This is a genomic window from Clavibacter capsici, from assembly GCF_001280205.1.
Taxonomy (GTDB): Bacteria; Actinomycetota; Actinomycetes; order Actinomycetales; family Microbacteriaceae; genus Clavibacter; species Clavibacter capsici.
This window is the reverse complement of record NZ_CP012575.1, coordinates 14,605-28,703: the sequence shown is the minus strand read 5'-3', so window position 1 is coordinate 28,703 and position 14,099 is coordinate 14,605. Positions and strand designations below refer to the sequence as shown.

16 protein-coding genes and 1 pseudogene are annotated in these 14,099 nt (G+C 68.6%); 7 read left to right on the top strand and 10 right to left on the bottom strand.

Going from position 1 to position 14,099, the window contains the following annotated elements:
• Positions 1 to 385 precede the first annotated feature (385 nt).
• From AES38_RS14855 to AES38_RS16570, 4 genes and pseudogenes are all read right to left on the bottom strand, one after another.
• Positions 386 to 724, bottom strand: coding sequence for a hypothetical protein (locus AES38_RS14855; protein WP_053775900.1), 339 nt, complete (start codon positions 722 to 724; stop codon positions 386 to 388).
• Positions 724 to 1,356 (bottom strand): AAA family ATPase, encoded by a 633-nt coding sequence (locus AES38_RS14850; RefSeq protein ID WP_053775899.1) that lies wholly within the window; start codon positions 1,354 to 1,356, stop codon positions 724 to 726. Before AES38_RS14850 ends, AES38_RS14855 begins: the two co-directional genes overlap by 1 nt.
• Before the next feature lie 1,199 nt (positions 1,357 to 2,555).
• Positions 2,556 to 2,705 carry a hypothetical protein gene (locus AES38_RS16415; protein WP_244629289.1) on the bottom strand — a complete coding sequence of 50 codons (150 nt, stop codon included), beginning with the start codon at positions 2,703 to 2,705 and terminating at the stop codon, positions 2,556 to 2,558.
• A gap of 154 nt (positions 2,706 to 2,859) precedes the next feature.
• A pseudogene (locus AES38_RS16570) lies at positions 2,860 to 3,087 on the bottom strand (ParB N-terminal domain-containing protein); the annotation flags it as partial.
• Between the two features lie 329 nt (positions 3,088 to 3,416).
• Here AES38_RS16570 and AES38_RS15910 point away from each other — a divergent pair.
• Entirely contained in the window at positions 3,417 to 4,037 is a 621-nt protein-coding gene (locus AES38_RS15910; protein WP_157883579.1) for a hypothetical protein, read from the top strand.
• A 14-nt stretch (positions 4,038 to 4,051) separates the two neighbouring features.
• On the opposite strand, the gene AES38_RS14840 is transcribed toward AES38_RS15910, so the two are convergent.
• The 4 genes from AES38_RS14840 to AES38_RS14825 all read right to left on the bottom strand — a co-directional run bounded on the left by AES38_RS14840 (position 4,052) and on the right by AES38_RS14825 (position 7,276).
• Positions 4,052 to 5,899 (bottom strand): helix-turn-helix domain-containing protein, encoded by a 1,848-nt coding sequence (locus tag AES38_RS14840; RefSeq protein ID WP_244629287.1) that lies wholly within the window; start codon positions 5,897 to 5,899, stop codon positions 4,052 to 4,054.
• 272 nt (positions 5,900 to 6,171) lie between these two features.
• Entirely contained in the window at positions 6,172 to 6,417 is a 246-nt protein-coding gene (locus tag AES38_RS14835; protein WP_053775896.1) for a hypothetical protein, read from the bottom strand.
• 249 nt (positions 6,418 to 6,666) lie between these two features.
• The gene (locus tag AES38_RS14830) at positions 6,667 to 6,906 is read right to left on the bottom strand and encodes a hypothetical protein (protein WP_053775895.1); all 240 of its coding nucleotides are present in this window, start codon (positions 6,904 to 6,906) and stop codon (positions 6,667 to 6,669) included.
• A gap of 37 nt (positions 6,907 to 6,943) precedes the next feature.
• On the bottom strand, positions 6,944 to 7,276 hold the full coding sequence (locus AES38_RS14825; RefSeq protein WP_053775894.1) for a hypothetical protein: 333 nt from the start codon (positions 7,274 to 7,276) through the stop codon (positions 6,944 to 6,946).
• A 127-nt stretch (positions 7,277 to 7,403) separates the two neighbouring features.
• Between AES38_RS14825 and AES38_RS14820 the strand changes: the two genes are divergently transcribed.
• Positions 7,404 to 7,679: a winged helix-turn-helix domain-containing protein gene (locus AES38_RS14820; protein ID WP_053775893.1), complete on the top strand. Its 276-nt coding sequence runs from the start codon at positions 7,404 to 7,406 to the stop codon at positions 7,677 to 7,679.
• Between the two features lie 22 nt (positions 7,680 to 7,701).
• Here the strand turns inward: AES38_RS14820 and AES38_RS14815 are convergent, their stop codons facing one another.
• Both AES38_RS14815 and AES38_RS14810 read right to left on the bottom strand, forming a co-directional pair.
• Positions 7,702 to 8,406 carry a hypothetical protein gene (locus AES38_RS14815; RefSeq protein WP_157883577.1) on the bottom strand — a complete coding sequence of 235 codons (705 nt, stop codon included), beginning with the start codon at positions 8,404 to 8,406 and terminating at the stop codon, positions 7,702 to 7,704.
• Between the two features lie 9 nt (positions 8,407 to 8,415).
• Positions 8,416 to 9,150, bottom strand: a complete 735-nt coding sequence (locus AES38_RS14810) for a hypothetical protein (protein ID WP_053775891.1) — start codon at positions 9,148 to 9,150, stop codon at positions 8,416 to 8,418.
• A 224-nt stretch (positions 9,151 to 9,374) separates the two neighbouring features.
• Here AES38_RS14810 and AES38_RS14805 point away from each other — a divergent pair, with 224 nt between their 5' ends.
• The 5 genes from AES38_RS14805 (at position 9,375) to AES38_RS14785 (ending at position 14,076) form a co-directional block, all read left to right on the top strand.
• The gene (locus tag AES38_RS14805) at positions 9,375 to 10,163 is read left to right on the top strand and encodes a hypothetical protein (RefSeq protein ID WP_053775890.1); all 789 of its coding nucleotides are present in this window, start codon (positions 9,375 to 9,377) and stop codon (positions 10,161 to 10,163) included.
• 95 nt (positions 10,164 to 10,258) lie between these two features.
• Entirely contained in the window at positions 10,259 to 10,513 is a 255-nt protein-coding gene (locus AES38_RS14800; protein WP_256998907.1) for a hypothetical protein, read from the top strand.
• Positions 10,492 to 11,292 (top strand): DUF8175 domain-containg protein, encoded by an 801-nt coding sequence (locus tag AES38_RS14795; RefSeq protein ID WP_072174719.1) that lies wholly within the window; start codon positions 10,492 to 10,494, stop codon positions 11,290 to 11,292. Before AES38_RS14800 ends, AES38_RS14795 begins: the two co-directional genes overlap by 22 nt.
• Positions 11,289 to 12,554: a hypothetical protein gene (locus tag AES38_RS14790; protein ID WP_053775887.1), complete on the top strand. Its 1,266-nt coding sequence runs from the start codon at positions 11,289 to 11,291 to the stop codon at positions 12,552 to 12,554. The genes AES38_RS14795 and AES38_RS14790 overlap by 4 nt, the downstream gene beginning before the upstream one ends.
• Positions 12,547 to 14,076: an SCO6880 family protein gene (locus tag AES38_RS14785; RefSeq protein ID WP_053775886.1), complete on the top strand. Its 1,530-nt coding sequence runs from the start codon at positions 12,547 to 12,549 to the stop codon at positions 14,074 to 14,076. The genes AES38_RS14790 and AES38_RS14785 overlap by 8 nt, the downstream gene beginning before the upstream one ends.
• The last annotated feature ends 23 nt before the right edge of the window (positions 14,077 to 14,099 follow it).

Below are 14,099 nucleotides of genomic sequence, written 5' to 3'. Positions count from 1 at the left end.
CATGTCTGTCAGAGCATGACAGACATAGGGATATCTCGGGATATCCGCTCCGGCCAGGCGAGGACAGGTCCCTGACCATCAGATGTCGCTGCCACGCCGTAGAGCCCGATTCGGCCTCTCGACGCAGTCGATCTCTCGTGCGGCGGAGCGAGTGACCGCCGAAGCACACGTTCGAGAGTCGCACCTCGCGATGAGGGTCGCTTGCGGGTTACCCAGATGGCGACAGCTTCATGGGCCCCGCTCCCCCGGCGCACCGCCAGAGCCTGTGCCCAAGCGCCGGGTCGGCCGCCGCTACCGGAAGCCAGTGGCGACCCATGCTTACCCAGCAATAGCAGACCAGTATCAGTCAGCTAGCGCACTGCTTGCATATTGGTACTAGCGAGTATCAGCGCTTGAGGTGCTCCTCGCGTAGGACCTCGAGCCCTCGACGGAGCGCACGGAGGCTCGTCGCATGGTGCGTGCGCTCTTCGAGAGCAGCGACTTCCGCGAGGAGCTTCGGGAGCTCGTCGTTCGGATATCGGATGAGAGCGTTCTTGGGCCACGTCCTCGCCTCCCCCGCACTCGGCGTGGGCTGACGATCCCCCGCCGCCGCTGCCGGCGGAGCGACGGGCACCGACGCCGGCACGGGCGCCGGCTCGCCGCCGTGCGCGTCCGCCGCCGCCCCGAAGGCTTCGATGCGCGCCTCACGGTCGCGTTCCTGCTGCGTCCTCTTCTTGATGGCCATTACACCGTCACCTCCGCTGCCAGTTCCTGGATCTCAGCTCGTGCCTTCGGGTTGCTCCACTCGACGACACCGCGCCCCTCCCCGATCACATCCCGGTACGCCTTGCGCTCGAAGACGACGGTCTGCAGGGGTCGGAGCTCGGGGTAGTCGGAGAGGTAGTCCTCGGAGTCCGCCCGCTCGGAGACACCGGGATTGGTGGGCACCTGGGTCAGAAGGCTGCGGACGTCCAGCCCTGGGTTCAGGTCACGAGCCTGCTCGACGAGCTCGCTCATGTGGGGCAAGGTGTCGAGGTCGAACTGTGACGGACGGACGGTGACGATCATCTTGTGCGCGACGACCATCCCCGTGCGCATCTCCTTGCTGTCCTTCCCAGCGACATCGACGATGACGACGCCGTACCGGCTGTCCAAGTCAGTGAGTGTGCCGCTGATGTTGCCCAGCTTCTCGATGCACGCGATGGCTGGCGTCAGCGCCGCAGCTTCGCGATCCGCGTGCCAGCGTGCAGATGACCGTTGGACGTCAGCATCGACGAGGACCACATCGCTCCCCTGCCGCGCGTACTCGGCGGCGAGATTGGTCGCGATCGTCGACTTGCCTGCTCCGCCTTTTTGACTGCCGACCAGAAGGATCATCTCGGCGCACTCCCATCTGTAGCCCTTGCATAGCGCTAGCTGCTAGCTGCTAGCTGCTAGCTAGCAGTCACATATTAGTAGTGCACGGCAGCGAGGACGTCCATCAGCTACCACAGCGCTTGCTATATAGTTTCGCTATGCAAGTGCTAGCACGACGCAGGCACGGCTCCGCATGAAGCGTCCGCCCCACCAGGAGACCCGGATCAGCTGACAATCCGTAGGGGGTGGGGGATGGCCAAGCATGATTCATCCGCCGTGCGTGCGCGCGAGTCCGATGTGGCCCGGGCGGACAGCGCCCTGCGGCGAGGACTTGCGCTCTGCAAGCGAGGCATCTAGGCCTAGCGATATGCGTGCACTCCGCTAGCAGCGTGGGCGACCGCATGGCGTCGCCGTAGACACGTGCCAGTCGCGGTGACTGCTTGGACAGCGCCGGTCGTGGTCGCACCACTTAGACACCATCCACACCAGGCTGATGGGGCGAGGGCTAGCACAGCGATAGTAATTCGAAAGCAATCTGCAAGTTCTAGGAGGCCCCCGCCAGCACGCCGCAGCCCTGCCACCTTGCCCGACTACTACATGCATAGTGCTAGCGCATGCCTAGCGCTAGCGCATGCATACTACAATTTCTATACAAGCACGAGACGTGTGAGGCTCCCGGAAACGAACGGGCTCCGCGCCATCTGCGCATGGTCGGTTACCACGACCGCAGCCCGCCCGTCCTGTGTCGAGCATCGAGCCCCGCGAGGCACTCGAGCTGCTGCCAGCGGAGAGGGCGACATTAAGATCCCCGCTCTGATCAACACACACCCGGACCGCTAGGGGGACGAATGCGACGACAGAGAGCGGCGCACAGCCAGGGATGGTGATCGGGGGAGCGTGACGTTCCTCCTGATCGGCCTATGGGCCCTCATCGACGGCGTCTTGGATGCGGATCGGACCGACTAAGAGCGGTACGCCGCTGTTCGTGTTCACTGCCGTCTACTTCGCCTGCAGGATCGCCCTGATCGTGCCCGACATCCGATCCAGGAGCCGACGTCCCTGAGCTCGCCGACGCCTTCCGGTGCCGGGGGAGTGCGGGCCCGCGGGTCGCCACCTGACAGCCGCCCGAGGGACACTTCACGCCTCCCGGGCTGGCATGGCCCAGTTCACTACCCTGAGACGGCTGGCGTGGCCACCGGCATCAGCGCATTCCGAGCCTCCTAGTCATCGAACTCGATCAGGACGGCCGCCTCGTCCAGCGTGAGGTCGTGCTCCTCGACCGCGGCCTTGGCCCCAGGGTTCTCCGCGACCTTGATGCTGCACTTCATCTCCGCGGCCTTGGTGCCGGTGCGCCGGGCGATCCTCGTCACGGGCAGCCCCCCGAATGCGAGCTGCTGGGAGGCGGCCGCACGGTCGGCCGTGGGTCAGGACCTCACGCTGGTCGTTCTCGACCATCTGCTGCACGATGCGGTCGGCAGTGGTCTCGTCCGCGTCGATGACGTAGACCGGAATCGTGGGCACGCACGCCTCACGCGCTCCGAGGAGACGACGCTGCCCGGCGTGCAGGAACATGTTTCCACGCTCATCAAGTCGCGCGAGTACCGGCGTGATGACGCCGCTGGCCTTAATGCTCTGGATGGACTCGACCGTCAGCACCGTGATGCGTCGCACGTTCGCCTCGATGATGAGGGTGTTCGCGTCGATGTGTTCGATGACCCCGCTGGCGATGGTGGTCTTCTCGACGATGCGCATGGGTCTCCTCTTCCCTTCAATAGATTATTTTCCTGGCCGGCAAAAGAATCGATGGAGAGCGGTAATGCCGGAGTGCACGAGAAGTCGCGCGAAATAAGGGAGCTTGCGACCGCGCACGACTTGTTGGGCACGCAGGCACGGAACGAACTACGATGACCGGCCGCACAGACGAAAAAACAGGTGGTCAGAGCGGCGTAGCGGCTCCCGGGGCCGGCACGGCCTCACTCGCCGGCCTCACCGGGGCACGGACGACCCCGCGCCCGTGGGCGACCCGAAAAGGGGGCATCGAACGACGCCGTGCACCCCTACCGCTTCAGTAACATCGCGGCATGACTAAACCCCCGGGCATGACAAAGTTGTCTGACTTCGGCACTATGGAATGGTACATACTCCTCGTAATAGCGGCGGCCGTGAGCTTTATGATTCGCGGTCTTGCGACCAACGACGCCGGCCTGATCGCCCAGGCGTCACCGTTTGCAGCACTTGCGCTGGCTATGGCCGGAGGCGCTACGGGACGGTGGGTTGGCTTGTCCACCTACGCCCTCGTCATCAGCGTCGTAATTCCGTGGATCGACACCCGGACGCCGTTCGCAACTGGGTTCTACCCCAACTGGGCCATTCACTACTCAGCATTTGCAACGTTCTCAAGCCTCGCGTTCGACGCACTTGGCGTTAAGTACGCGCTAAGGGACATCACTAGTGAATCCGGTGAAGAACGGGTCCCCACTGATAAAAACTGGTTCCGAAAATTACTGAGCAGATTGGAAACGTCACTTGACCGCGCAACCGGCTCGACGTTCATGAAGCGGGCAACATCGGTGGCGAAAGCCATTGGGGACTTCTTGTTCCATCCATTTACAGTGACAACTATTTACATAGTTACATTTATCGGCATAGTTACTTTAGCCATCTCGTCAGACTGGTCTCCGTTAAATTCACAGGCGAATTGATATTTAGTAGACTCCTAAGCGGCTTCGCCGAGGTACTGCCAGCGGGCTTCGGGGTTGAGGGCGCCGTCGAGGACGAGCGCTCGAGCTGCACGGTGGTCTCCACGGGTGGCCGTTCGCGGGTAGCGGGGCCAGACGCGCTCGCCCGCGGTCGGCGCCGCGAAGAGGGGCCGGCTCGACACAGTTGGGCGTCGGGGCCGGGCTCGGGGGGTTGTGTGCATGGTCGTGAGCTCGGCGTTCCACCAGGCCCAGACCTCTCGCTCCGCCCCGTACCGGTGTGCACGGTCGAGCAGGATGCCGGCGACGTCGATGGCGCGTGCGGCGGCGTCGCGGAGGTCGCGTGCGGCTCGGGCCCATCCGTCTCTGTGGGTCTTGATGAGGCGGTGCTGGCGGAGTCGGCTGAGAATCGTCGCGGTGTGGCGAGTGCTAACGCCGAGGATCCGGGCGGCGCCGTCGACGGTGAGGGCGGTGTGCTGGCCGAGCGTGGCGTAGAGCTTGCCGGCGAGGTGTCCGAGGCCGGGGCGGGTGAACAGGTCGTGTCGCTGGTCGGTGAGTTCGTGCTCGAGGAGAGCGACGAGCTCGGCGCGATGGGCGAAGAGTTCGGCCGGGGGGCGGGGGTTATTGAGTGGTTGTGACCCAACTGCACCGTGTGCTGTGGAAAGTCGCCAAGTCACCTGCCACTCGGCGGCGTTGCCGGCGTCGGCCGCGGTGACGCGGGCGACGAATCCGGCCTCCTGGAGGGACTGGAGGGCCCGCTGCGCGGTGCTGCGGCCGAGGCCGGCCATGAGGGCGAGATCCCGGATCGAGGCCGCCACGGTGCGCTTGCCGGTCTGGAGCGTGAGGTAGGTGAGCGCGGTGAGGATCGAGCGCCGGGAGGCGTCGGCCTCGGAGCGTCCCCACCGGCCGGGGGTGACGCGGAAGGACGTGAGGATGGCGTCGACGTCGGCGACGATCGCCTGCAGCTCGCTGAGGTCCTGGGGCTCGCGGCGGGGGAGCGGCCGCTGGACGGCGGCGTACTGCTGGGCCTTGGCCCACTGCCGCTCGAGGCGCTCGCGTGCTTCGGCGGAGCTGCGCTTCTTGCGGACGCCTCGGCCGGTGTTCTTGGTGCGGTAGTGCTCCATGCCCGGCGCGGTGCGTGCGGCGTGCTCGACATCGGTGAAGGTCCAAGCGGCGTTCGCAGCCGACAGCAGGCACATGAAGCCCGTCCATGACGGATTACCGCCGCCGCCGATGGTTGCCATGTGGGCGGTGCCGGCGCGGCTGAGCTTGCGGTGCGCCTGATGGCGGACGTCGACGGGGCCGGACGGGGCGCTCTCGGCGCCACGCATCGGCATGCGGTCGGTGAGAAGCGCGGTGAGCGCGTCGAGGTCGGCCGACGTGGTCGACGGGGCCAGGAGCGCTGCGACGTCGCCGGCGAGGACGCGGGAGCTGGTGCCGTCGCGGTGAGGCGAGAGCGGGGGACGGGCGGCGCCCTCCGCCGGGTTGCGGAGCATGCCGTGGTCGAGGGTGGAGAAGTTGGCGCGCGCGGCCGTGGCGAGGGCCCCGACCTGAGCGGCCTCGGCACCGCCGTCGACGGCGACCCAGACGTGGCGGCCGCCGGCGCCGGAGGAGCGGCAGAGGACGTGCGGGATCGAGAGCTCGTCGAGCGTGCGCGAGAGCACGGCGGCCTGGTCCTGGGCCTGCTCCATGAGCTCGGGGACGACGCCGGTGCTGTCCTTGCCATCGAAGTCGAAGCAGAGGAGCCGGTACCGGCCGCCGGCGTCCGCGAGACGGATCGCCCACGGCGTTGTGGGCGCGTCCGGACCGAGCGGGTGGAGACGCGGGTAGCTGTTGCTGTCGAGGCGGCCGTAGGCGTCGCGGATCATCGCGCGCACCTGGTCGCGTGGACTCAGGCGGCGCGTCAGCTCCCACGCAGAGTCGACAGACGGCGACACGCCGATGGTCTTCTCAGGTCGTGGTTCTGGCGCTGGCGGGCGCGATGAAGCTACTATGGCGACATCTCCTCTGGAGGTATGGCAAAGCCCCGGTTGGTAGCCGGTAGGTGTGCTGGAGCTCGGACCCGTGGTTGGTAGCCGTGGTTGGGTCGGAGCTACGAATCTTCAAGAGCCCGTCGTTGGTAGCGACGGGCTCTTATTCGTTAAGTCGTCGTCGTGTCGGCCTCCTCGGAAGCGGTCGTAGGGGAGAGCACGGGCAGTGCTCCCAAGTCGGTGCGCAGCTGTGCTGCGAGGCGCTCGAGGTAGAGCGACATCGAGAGGTTCCCGGACGCCTCGGCGGCGGCCTGGAAGGCGGCCTCGGTCTCGGGAGCCAGTCGGATCTTGCGGGGGACGGCGATCTCGCCGGTGGGTCGACGGTTGCGTCGGGTGCCGGCGTGGATGCTCGTCATGGCGCAAGCCTGGCGATTAAGGGGTCCACTAAGTCGGAGGCGGGTGGACGTGTCGCCGGATCCGTAGACATATTCCGTGGCGTGTTCGGCGACAAGCCGGTGTTCCTGGGTTATGCTCGCGGACATAGAGAGACCTCCTGTAAAGGCTGGTTGATCTGGATTAGCTCGAACCTCGGCGCCGGCAAGCAGTGAGGGTGAGAGCTACAACACGTGCAGGAGCCCGTCGCGGAAGCGGCGGGCTCCTTCGTTTTAGGCCACGTCCGCGATGGGCAGCTCCTGTCGTGTGGGGATGACTGCGGGAGGGTTGGCGACGAGCTCGGCCATGCCGAGGTTCTGGGCGAGCAGGGCAGCGATGTAGTCGCTGACGCTCATGCCGCGCATGTCGGCTTGGGCCTTGACGGCCTCGCCGAGGGGCGCGGGGACCCGGGAGAGGAGCGCCTGACGGTCGCCCTTCGCGGGTCGTCCTCCGTGGTGTCGCTGTGCAGCCATGTCTCGGACAGTAGTGGCGGCCTGATTCAGAAACAGGTCACTTCGGCGGCGTGTCCGATCCGAGTCGCGCGACACGCAGCATCTGCGACGAGACGCTGCGGGCGACGACCGTGGCTAGCACGAGATCTTCATCCTCCCCGGTGCGCGGCGGCCGGTGCAGCCGGAGCTCGCCGTCGATGCGGACGTCGGCGCCCGCGCGGAGGTCGAGCAGGACGGAGACGGCGAGGGATCCGCGGCACACCACCTCGCAGCACGCCTGGGGGAGTGGCACTAAGGCGCAGCCGGCGGTGTCGGCGTACGTGAACGTCGCCGCGAGCTCCCCGCCGTCCGTGTCCGCGAGCATGGGCCCGTCGACGATCGTTCCGTGCATCCGAACCCGCATGGCCCCTCCTGTTCTATTGGTACTTTATATACCAGTAGATGCCCCGGACGCACGACCCGGCCACACTCGCGAGGTGCCCAAACGCGTCGACCCGCCTCTGCCCACCGAAGTCGGCATGAGCATCGACGCCCTCGGCAGCCGGGTGCGCGTGGGCCTCATCCGGCACCTGCTGGCGCACGGGCCGAAGACGCGTCCGGACCTGGCGCGCGAGATGAACCTGTCGAGCTCGATGGTGGCGAAGAACCTCGATCTGCTCGAAGAGCTCGGGGTGGTGATGCTTGACCCGCCGCGATCGGAGCCGGACCGCAAGCCGCGGCGCTACGTCGTGCAGCAGAAGCGCGTCAACGGGATGCTGAAGACCCTGTCGATGGCGCTCACCGGCGCTCTCTAGAGACGGAACGACTACGTGCGGACTAGCTCACGGACTGAGCGGCCCGGCGCTTCCTCTGGATACGGGCGAAGAACGCCGTCGCCAGCCCCAGGGCGACGAAGACCGCCGCGACGCCGCTGACCGCCTGGCCCACGAAGTAGGTAGGCGGCAGGACGAGCGTCACGAGCCCGAAGCCGAACCGCACGATGGCGAGGCCGAATCCGACGAACAGGAACGAGGAGGTCGCGCGCGCCGCCCCATTCGTCGAGGACAAGCCTGCACGGAGGTGGGGGAGGAGCAGGGCCGCGATGTACGCCGGGTAGGCCGTCGCGACCGTGGAGTAGGCCCGACTGGTCAGATCACCGAGCTCATCCGAGAGATCCGGTGCGTGTGCACCCTGAGGGGCGAAGGCGAAGAGGACCACCTCGAGCACGAAGACAGCAACGAAGATCAGCAGCCCGGGAAGCCCGGACACCCACCGCTGCGTAGCGGGCGCCTCCCATGCGCGGGCGACCTGCGTGCCGGCGAGCAGGAGACCGAGGAAGAGCGCGAGCTTGGCGACGAGGTCCACGAAGTTCGGGAACGGGGCGAGGGCGTCGAGGGCGACGTAGACCGGCGGCGTGATCAGGGTGAACGCGATGGCCACGGCGATGGCCGAGGACGCGATGAGGACGTTCTGTCCGCGGATGACCGAGGGCAGACGGGTGAGCGCCAACGCCACGAGCACGACAGCGGCGAGGTACGTCATTAGCATGTTCTATCCCAGGTTCTCTTCGATGCGTCGGGCGGCGGCGTCATCGTACGCACGGCGACGCGCGGCCCGATGCGCGGTGGCGAGCCGCGCCTGGACCAGCTCGATCAGCTCGACCTCCGAGAGGCGGCTGACCACCTGGTCACGCGCATCAGCGGACCACCCCGCCTCCTGAAGGGTAACGACGCCCGCCACGGCCAAACCGCTGGTGAGCGAGGTGTGAGCAAGTCGGGCCGCCTCGATGAGGTGGCGGGGTCTCATGCCGTTCCCGGTGATCTCGCGCGACAGCTGCTGAGGGGACATGCCGAGGCGCTCGGCCAGCTGCAGCCGGATGCCTCCGGGGTCGACGGCGTCGATCCAGGCCTTCAGTCCATTCGGCTGCGGCGGATCCTCCCACGAGCCGCCATCGCCCAGGAGAGCCGCAGCGCGACCGCCGCGGCGCCGCAGCAGAGCCACCGACGCGTCATCCAGGGTGACCTGCGAAAGCACCTCCGCGGGCGACGGAGGCTTCATGCCTCGCTCGAGACCCTCGTACTCCTCGAACGCCGACAGCGCCGTCACCGGGCTCATGCCCCCGGCACGCGCAGCAGCGATGACCGTCTCCTCGCGGACACGGCCACTCACCAGCTGCCGCTGCAACGTCATCCGGCCGATGCCGATCACCTGCGCTAGCGGCGACGTCGCCGAGGGGAGGGTGCTCTCGGCCGCCCAGCGCTTGAACGCAGAGGCGGACACGGACACCCGGAGTCCCTTCATGAGGCGCGACGGCGAAGTAGTGCACACTCTTGTTTACGCAGAGCGCTTCTTGCCTAATATGTGCAACCAGTCGATCCGGGTGCTGTCGCCAGCCTGACAGACCTGAGGAGGCAGACGGCTGGATGACGCAGCACGGCCGTGCCATCTAGGTCCTGTTCCCAGTGCCCGTCGACCACCCCGCGCCCCGACCACGAGAGAGATGGAGCCCGATGAGCGCCGCGCGCACACACACCGGAGGGTTCGCCCCCAGCCCGCCCCAGGAAGCAGATGACGAGGTGAAGCGGTTCCGATCCGGGATCTCGGCACCGGTCGAGGTGATCCATGCAAGCGGGCCCGTGTGGGCTGTCGACGGCAGGCCCCTCGTCGTCCCGACGGGCGACGACGTGCGCCGGGTCGTCCTGGACGCGGCCGGCCGGGCGGCAGGATCGCCGGCGCTCTACCGCGTGACCGTCGTCGACGGTGACCGCGTGACCCGCGTGGCCGTGGGGCCGGGCGGAGGGTCGGTCGCTGACGGCGCTGACGCCTCGCTCTGGGCCGGTCCCGGCGACATCGCCCCATCCGCTCGCGCCGAGGCAGGACCGCCGGTCATCGCGCTCGGCTGCCACCCGGGAGCGGGGACCACGTCATGGGCGCGACTCCTCGGAGTCCGCGAAGCGACGCGAGACGCCGCTGTGGATCCTGAGGACCGGGTGCTGCTCGTCTGCCGCTCGGTGCCGGCTGGCCTCACGCAGGCCAAGCACGCGATCCGGGATCTCGGCCGAAGCCGGGTAGGCGCGGTCCTCGTCGTCGCCGATGCTCCCGGTCGGCCGATCGCGGAGGCGCGTCGCGAGCAGCGGGTGGTGGCCGGGGCGACCCACGTGGTCGTCGCGCCGTGGGTGCCGGCACTCCGTGGAGCGGCGGACGTCTCGCCGGCCCTCGCCGACCGCGTCCGGCGCGTGACGGCTCGGGTCGGTCGAGCGCTCGAGGCGGCGACGGCCGCCGGGGAAGGCGTCCTGTGATGTGGGACGCGGTCGTGTCCGGAGCGGTCGCACGCTCGCCTCGGTTCGTCCTGGCTCTCGACAGGGCAGGCGTCGTCGTGGCGCAGGCGTACTGCATGCCGAGCCAGGCGCAGGACGGCATGGACACCATGAGGCTCTGGCTGATGATCGGCGCGGGCTTCGCCGGGGTCGTCTCCCTCGTGATGCTCGGCGTGGGCCTCTTGTTCCAGCACCAGCACCACGACGGCGGCCAGATGATGGGCAAGCTCTCGCGGTGGATGCTCGGCTCGATCCTCGTCACGGCGGCATCGGGGATCGCCGCGGTCTTCGTCGGGCACTACTCGGGCGCATGCACGCCGATCCCGACGTGAACGTGCGCACCCCGGACGAGCGGGGGCACGCCTCCCGCGCCTGGCACTCTAAGCAGGCGAAGTGGGGCGCGGTCGGCGTGCTCGGTGCTGCGCTCCTCGTCGTCGTGACCGTGACGGTGCTGGGCGTCGTCGCGCCCGAGGGAGCGTCGCCAGCAGGTCCCGACGCCTCGCATCGCGACGAGCCTGTCGAGGCGACGCCCACCCCTCTGGTGAGCGACACCCCATCGTGCTCCGCGCCTACAGGGGAGACGTCGTCCCGACCGAGCATCCCGTCGGATCTGCGGTACCAGCCCGGCATTGACGGGCTCTCGTGGCCGGTCTCGCCGACCGTCGGTCCGACGAAGGAGCTCGACGGGTTCGACGCCTGCTTCGCGCACTCGCGCGTCGGGGCCGCTCTGGCCGCGGTGACCGCTGTGTACAGCCAGTTCGACGCGCGCCACCCGATCGGCGACTCGTTGGCCTTCTACATCGCGGACGGGCCAGGGAAGCAGACCGCGATCTCCGAGACCGCCAGGCGGTCGGACCCGCAGTCGATGCTGACGAACGGCATGACGGCGGCCGGGTTCATCGTCGACGCGTTCTCACCGGATCAGGCGCAGATCACGCTCGTATACACGTTCCCGAGCTCGCCGACCGGGTACGCCGGCATCCCCGCGACGATGATCTGGGTCGATGGCGACTGGAAGCTCCGGGTGCTGGACGACGGCAACCTGTCCGCGGGTGGCAGCACGACACCCGGCAGGGGGGACTTCATCCCCTGGTTGGGCGGCGACGCGTGATCGCCCACCCGCTCGACGCGGTGGGCAATGCCGTCTGCGCGCTCGTCGCACCCTGCGGTGCCGCGAATTCGGCCGCGCGCAGCGTCGCCACCGGCGCGTTCGAGGACACGGCGGCGCAGATGTACCAGGGCTTCGACTCCGTCACGAAGGACTTCCTCACGTCGTGGACGGCGAACTCCTTCATCGTCGACATCCAGGGCGCCGCCAGCCAGTGGTTCCGGGAGAGCAACCTCCCCGTGGATGTGGCACTGTTCACCCTCGGGCTGATCGTCGCGGGGATCCGGACGATGCTCATGGTCCGCAGCGAACCCATCAAGGACGCCGCGAGCGGCGCCGCTCGCGTCCTGGCCGTGACGGCCGCCGGAGCCGGTGCGCTCAAGGTCCTCGCCTGGGCCTCCGACGCGTACTCGCAGTACATCCTCCGCGTCTCGGGCACGAGCGCGAACGGCGCCGAGATCGTGTCGACTTTCGCCACGCAGTTCCCGGCGCTGGCGCTCATCTTCGGGCTGGTCGGCATCCTCGCCGTGGGGTGCCAGTGGATCATCATGATCGCGCGAGATGCGACGCTGCCGCTGCTCGCGGCGTTCTGGCCGTCGGCCGCTGCCGCGTCGCTCTTCCAGCGCGGGCATCAGGCCTTCGAGAAGGTGACCTCCTGGCTCATCGCCTTCCTCATCTACAGCCCGATCGCCGCGGCGATCTACGCCTACGCGTGGCGACTCAAGAACGGCGACGACGGGCCCGGCGGCGTCCTGACCGGACTGACGCTGATCGGCCTCGCCGTGCTCACGCTCCCGGCCCTGATGCGGCTCGTCGTCCCCGCCGTCGAAGCCGTCGGGCGTACGTCCGGTGGGGCCATGGCCGTCGAGGGCATCACGGCGGCGGTCTCCGCAGGAGTGGCCATCGGCGCAGCCGTGGCGACCGGCGGCGGGTCCGCCATCGCCGGCACGGGTGCGGCCGCGGGCACCACCACGACCGGGACGTCCGGCGCCGGCACGGCGGCCGGCGCGGAGGGTCCCTCGGCTGCGACGACGGCCACCGTCGGCAGCCCGAGCGCGGTCGACGGCGCAGGAGAGGGTGCGCCTGGTGGCGACACCGCTGCCGTCGGGTCATCCACGGCCCTGTCCGGATCGTTCCGTGCGACGGGATACGCCGCCCCGGGCGGTACGTCTCCGGGATCCCGAGCGGAATGGACCGCGGCGCAGCACACGGCCGACAGCACCCAGGCAGCGGACACCACGGCGGAGGGGATGATCGGTGACTGATCGGGCGCATGCGACAGAGCGCGTCAAGTTCGGCAACTGGCTCCCGACCACGAAGGCCACTGTCGGCGGCCTGACCATGGTCGGCGGTTGGGGCGCCCTGCTCACATCGGTCCTGGTGCTCGTGATCTCCATCGGCCTCGACATGTGGGCGTTCGGACTGAGCGCGCTCGGACTCGTCCTCCTGTGGGAGCTCCTCTTCGTCCTGAGATGGGGGCCATTCAACAGCGGACGCACCATCGCCGCACGCTGGGCCGACCGGCTGGCGCACCGATCGAGGCGGGCCGCCGGAAGCACTGTCCACCGGACGGGCGCCTTCTCCTCCTTGCCGACTGACGCGCTCTTCGCGCTCCCGGGTCCGCTGGCCGAGCTCGAGGAGATCGAGGGCGAGGACGGCGAGGGTGCGCCGTTCGTCCTGCTGCACCACCGCCGTTCCTCGTCAGAGCCGACGCTCACCGCGACGATCGTGTGCCACCCCGACGGGACGACGATGCTGCCGCAGGAGACGGTCGACGCCCACGTCTCCGCTCTGGGTGGTTGGATCGCGTCGCTCTCGAAGGACTCGGCCATGCAGGGCGCCGTCATCGTCGTGGACTCCGCCCTCACCTCGTCGGCGCCGCTCGTCGAGAAGATCGCGGCCGAGGTGTCGCCGACGGCTCCGGAGCTCGCCCGGAAGGCGCTCCTCGAGGGTGCCCGCCGGCTGCCGGCGCGGTGCTCGTCCGTCGAGGTGTTCGCGACACTCGCCTGGTCGCAGAAGGAGCTGGGCGACACGTTGGAGGACGCGGCCGCTGAGGTGGCGGCCCGGCTGCCGGAGCACCGGGCCCGACTCGCCGACGCCGGCGCCGGGCGCCTGGCCGTCACCACCAGCGAGGAGCTGGCGCGTTCGGTGCGCATCGCCTACCGGCCCGATCGGGAGCTGGAGATCGCGCTCGACGAGCTCGCCGGGCGCCCCTTCCGGCTCCGCGTCACCGATGCCGGTCCCGATGAGTTCGACGACACCGCCCGCCGGGTCTGTCGCCACGACGGTGTGGCCTCGGTCACGGTGATGATGCTCGCGCCTCCACAGGCCCACATCACCGAGGACAGTATGGCCGCGCTGTTCCTGCCCCAGGACAAGTTTCTGCGCAAGCGGGTCGCGGTCTTCTACCGTCCGCTGACGCCGGGGGAGTCACTCCGGCGCGCGGCCGAGCTGCGTCGGAGCACGGGAGTGGCCGCGACGGCCAGGGCCCGGGCCTCCATGTTCGACACGTACAAGGTGCAGCTGGCCGACAAGACCGAGACCGACCTGGTGTCGGGCGCGTCCATGACCCGCTTCGCCATGGAGGTGACGGTGACCTTCGAGCCCACGCCTCGGGCCCAGCGCGACGCGCTGCAGAAGCTCAAGGGCCTGCTCGAGGGGACCGGGCTGGCGTGGCGCTTCGTCGAGACCGACACCGCAGCCGCCTTCCACTCGACGCTGCCGCTGGGGCTGCTCCCCTGGCAGTACGAGACGTCCGTGCAGCGGCTGGCCGAGGGCGGCAACTGATGGCCGGATCGACGGTCCTGCAG